This window comes from uncultured Leptotrichia sp., from assembly GCF_938036635.1.
Taxonomy (GTDB): Bacteria; Fusobacteriota; Fusobacteriia; order Fusobacteriales; family Leptotrichiaceae; genus Leptotrichia; species Leptotrichia hongkongensis.
Window position 1 is genome coordinate 1 of record NZ_CALHQO010000014.1, and the last position, 3,691, is coordinate 3,691.

The window sequence follows — 3,691 nt, forward strand, 5'->3', positions numbered from 1 at the left end:
ATTTCTTGCTCTTTTATTTTTTAGGTTGAACAAATTCAGTCATAGGAGTTACAGAATCTTCTTCAATAATTTCAACCAAGTAATCTTCTTTAGGAGTAAATGTTAGTGTATCAATATTAGTAAGCTCTTGACTTTTGTTGCTAAATGTAATAATAATTTTTTCACCATCCCAAAAATAAGATTTGTTAATAGAATAATCAAATAAATCTTTTAATGGCCAAACTTTTGATGGTTTTAATGTATGGACTTTTGCAGTTTTTCCAACTGGTGAAAATTCTTTGCTCAATTCTTGTACCTTATCAAAAGAAAGTAATTTCTTATATAAGTTCTGGTTATAAAATTTTACAGATTGTACAAAGTTTGGCAATTCTTCTTCTTGATAAGATTTAATTACTCCACTTCCAAGAGCAAGGGGTTTATAGTTTAATAAATCTTCTACAAATTTTGTATCATCAAATGCTGAAGCTTTAATGTATTTACTTGATAAGAAATATTCTGAGTATTCTTTTGTTAATGGATTAACCCAACTGTCAACACACAATCTTGCACAAATTGCTCCATTCAAATTTTCTCCATTATTAGCTTGTTTACATAAGAATTTATCTTCCAAATCCGGATATAGTTTTTGGAATTTCTTTTTAATTTTTCCATGAGAACGAGCGCGTTGGCTGTAGCCCCATTCTTTTTGTCTATACACGCCAGGGAAATCAGGTCCTAGAGCGTCACTTGGAATAAAACCTACTTTTTTAATAGTTTCTTCTGTTTCTGCATTTCGTACATAAAAGAGATTGATAAACTCTTTATCGTTTTTTGATGAAAATAATCCTCGGCCATCTCGGTAGCTCCATGAAATCAATTTTGGGTATGTCATTGTTTTTGCCTTCTTTCTTGATTTTCTATATTTATATAATACAATAAAGCAATTATTTTGTCAACAAAAAATATTTTTATTGACAAATAAGGAGCTACGTTATATAATCAAAATATAAAGAAAAAGAAATGAGGTAAAGATAATGAAGAATAAAGACATTTTAAATTTTAACAAGGGAATTGCTTTAGAAATTAAACAAATTGTTGAAAGATGCCAAAAATATGAAAAAGAGTTAACTTTTGAAAATGCAAAAAGAAAAGGATTATTTTTAGAAGTTCAAAATGAAGGTGAATCTATTCAATCTTATTTAGTTAAAAATACTGATTATTTACGAGAATTGATTGAGTCTGAAAAAATTAAATTACATCTAGAAAATAGAGTTTGGAAAGAATATTTTTTTGATGATTTGAAAATTATTGAAAATATTAAGAAAAAAAGTTATAAAGTTTTTCTCTTGCAAGAAGTGTTTAATTTGCATTATTATGAATCAGAATATGAATCTTTAGAAGATTTTTTAAATGGCTATATTAAAGAAGTTTGAAAATCTATATGAAAAAATAAAAAGAACTTACTTTATGTAAGTTCTTTTTTATTTGTTTTAGACTGAGTTTAAGTGATTGGAAGCTGTTTTTCGTGAGAGAGATACATTTACTACTTTCTTAATAATTTTTCTACTACATTTAGTTTTCGCATGGTCAAATCTACATTAAAAAGCTTTTCAAGATAGTTGGTACTAAGTTTCTTTTGTTTTGCAGTTCTAGGGAGATAGAGGTAAAGACAATGGTTACCGATACAAATTTCTTCTTCACCGTAATCAATTTTTAATTTTTCTAAAGGGAGACTTTGAATAGGTTCTTGATAAAAAATCACGTTTACCCGGTCATAAAGATAGTGTTCTCCAAACGGGTTTTCTTGGACAATTTTTGTAAAAGTACTTTTGTCCTTGATTACTATTTTTAAGTCATCGCCAATTTTTTCCTTTATTAGAGAGTGAACCTGTTCTCGTATTTCTTCTAGGGGCAACTCACTTTCAAGAATAATATTTCCACTCTGAATATAAGTTCGAACTTGTTGAAACCCAGCTTCTGTTAAAACATCTACTAAATAAGACATTTTGGGGATAGCATTTTTTCCATTAGGAGTAACACCTCTTAGTAAAACAATATGTTCCAAAGGATTTCCTTTCTTATTTGGTATTTTAATCATTCAATTGTAAATTCTCGTAAATTCTCTAAATAAATAGAATTGTTATTCCAAGTAAAAGCTGGAGTATATGTAATGAAAATATTTTCATTATAGATTTCAACTTTATCAAGGACTTCATATTCAAAAGTATTGTGATAAACTTGAGTCACTCTCACATAAACAAAATCAACTTTTAATTTATCATATAACTCATGCTCTATTTTGTTTGAACTAATTTCTGAAGAAGTCCACAATGCCAAATCTTCAGAAAAGAATGAAATGAATTTTTTATCAATTTTATAAATTTGTTCATCTTCTAGTTGTAAGTTAGCTTCTGCTTTGATTAGTCGTTCTTTTGCTTCAGTTCTTAACAGAACTAAATTTGAGTTAACTAAAAATAAAATCATATTTAATTTATTAGTTTTATATTCTTCTAGGTATTGTAGTTTCATCTGTTCTGCTAATGACAACCACAAATTAGGCGTTTCATCATATTGTGCATAAGCAGAATTAGGATAATTTAAATTTTTAGCTAAAAGAATATTATCCTCGTTATATTTCATTTTAAATTTAGCAATACCATTAAAAAATACAAAAGATTGGTTTATCGAACGTGCACAATCAATGAAAGGTGCCGAGTGGGAACAAATCGCAGAGTGGATCAAAGAGAATCAGGATGAAAGACTGGAACTCGAAATGCATCTGAGTGATTGGGAGGAGAGTCAATATGGAGATTATTGAGAAAATCAGGTTACTTGATGCATGGATTGCGGAAGAAAAAGAATATAAAGAACGCGCTTTGCTTGTGGCTGCAAAAACTCTTCTTTTAGAACAAGCAAAACGAATTGAACAAGCACATGGAGAGTTGGACGGGCGGATGTGGAGTCCAGAAAACTGGTCCAAATAAGGAGAATGAGATTGAAAAAAGATAAATTAGGACTTCGATTAGTTTTATTAGTCATTTCCTGTTTTTTAATCGGGCTAGGTGCAAAGATGGCTGGTTCGAGTACATTAGGAGCTGACGTTGTCGTTCTTGTGTGGGAAGGATTAAATCGCACCTTTGGGGTTAGTATGGCAATGAGTAACATCATTGTTTCTCTGGTATTCCTGGCGATTACGCTCAGTATTAACTGGAGATATATTGGATTTGGTACGGTTGTAGGGATGTTCTTGCAAAGTTTCTTTATTGACCTGTTCGATTTTAGAGCACTTGCTGAAATGGATATCACCATAAAAATAATTGCGATGGTTGTAGGGATTGCCTTAATTGCCATAGGATGTGCAGTCTATGCCTTAGCAGAACTTGGGGTTGGACCTTATATCGCCGCAACCCTTGCCTTACACGAAAAATTCAAAACGTCTATACCACGAAACAAATTCTTAATTGATGCTAGTTGTGTGATTATCGCAGCTATTATGGGACAATGGCCAACGATTGGACCAGTTGTTTCACTAGTAATTAGTGGAGTGATTATGGACCAAACAATGGTGATTTTAAAAAAATTGCTTCCCATTAAATAAGAAAGCATATCCTATTTGCAGGAGGAGTCCTCTTGTAAATAGGATTTAATTTTTTATAAACAAAAAGAAAAATGAAAATTTTGATGGTATCGTTTTCTAAGACAGCAAAATAGT

The 3,691-nt window shown here is 30.5% G+C and carries 6 protein-coding genes; 3 read left to right on the plus strand and 3 right to left on the minus strand.

The features are described from left to right. Window positions 1-13: 13 nt before the first annotated feature. Window positions 14-871: a hypothetical protein gene (locus Q0370_RS00170; RefSeq protein WP_299570454.1), complete on the minus strand. Its 858-nt coding sequence runs from the start codon at window positions 869-871 to the stop codon at window positions 14-16. Window positions 872-1,013: 142 nt separating this feature from the next. On the opposite strand from Q0370_RS00170, the gene Q0370_RS00175 reads away from it, so the two are divergent. Continuing rightward, entirely contained in the window at window positions 1,014-1,412 is a 399-nt protein-coding gene (locus Q0370_RS00175) for a hypothetical protein (RefSeq protein ID WP_299570457.1), read from the plus strand. A gap of 110 nt (window positions 1,413-1,522) precedes the next feature. Here Q0370_RS00175 and Q0370_RS00180 read toward each other — a convergent pair whose 3' ends face one another. Both Q0370_RS00180 and Q0370_RS00185 read right to left on the minus strand, forming a co-directional pair. Then, window positions 1,523-2,077, minus strand: a complete 555-nt coding sequence (locus Q0370_RS00180; protein WP_299570459.1) for a DUF1697 domain-containing protein — start codon at window positions 2,075-2,077, stop codon at window positions 1,523-1,525. Then, window positions 2,074-2,619 carry a hypothetical protein gene (locus tag Q0370_RS00185; protein WP_299570461.1) on the minus strand — a complete coding sequence of 182 codons (546 nt, stop codon included), beginning with the start codon at window positions 2,617-2,619 and terminating at the stop codon, window positions 2,074-2,076. Before Q0370_RS00185 ends, Q0370_RS00180 begins: the two co-directional genes overlap by 4 nt. A gap of 164 nt (window positions 2,620-2,783) precedes the next feature. Between Q0370_RS00185 and Q0370_RS00190 the strand changes: the two genes are divergently transcribed. Together Q0370_RS00190 and Q0370_RS00195 are read left to right on the plus strand one after the other, a co-directional pair. Continuing rightward, window positions 2,784-2,963 (plus strand): hypothetical protein, encoded by a 180-nt coding sequence (locus Q0370_RS00190; protein ID WP_005607204.1) that lies wholly within the window; start codon window positions 2,784-2,786, stop codon window positions 2,961-2,963. Between the two features lie 11 nt (window positions 2,964-2,974). Next, window positions 2,975-3,577 (plus strand): YitT family protein, encoded by a 603-nt coding sequence (locus Q0370_RS00195; protein WP_299570464.1) that lies wholly within the window; start codon window positions 2,975-2,977, stop codon window positions 3,575-3,577. Window positions 3,578-3,691: the final 114 nt, after the last annotated feature.

What these genes read in the sequence shown, in the direction of transcription:
- Q0370_RS00170 (WP_299570454.1), bottom strand. Translation starts at nt 871, where the DNA reads ATGACATACCCAAAATTGATTTCATGGAGCTACCGAGATGGCCGAGGA.
- Q0370_RS00180 (WP_299570459.1), bottom strand. Translation starts at nt 2,077, where the DNA reads ATGATTAAAATACCAAATAAGAAAGGAAATCCTTTGGAACATATTGTT.
- Q0370_RS00185 (WP_299570461.1), bottom strand. Translation starts at nt 2,619, where the DNA reads ATGAAATATAACGAGGATAATATTCTTTTAGCTAAAAATTTAAATTAT.
- Q0370_RS00175 (WP_299570457.1), top strand. Translation starts at nt 1,014, where the DNA reads ATGAAGAATAAAGACATTTTAAATTTTAACAAGGGAATTGCTTTAGAA.
- Q0370_RS00190 (WP_005607204.1), top strand. Translation starts at nt 2,784, where the DNA reads ATGGAGATTATTGAGAAAATCAGGTTACTTGATGCATGGATTGCGGAA.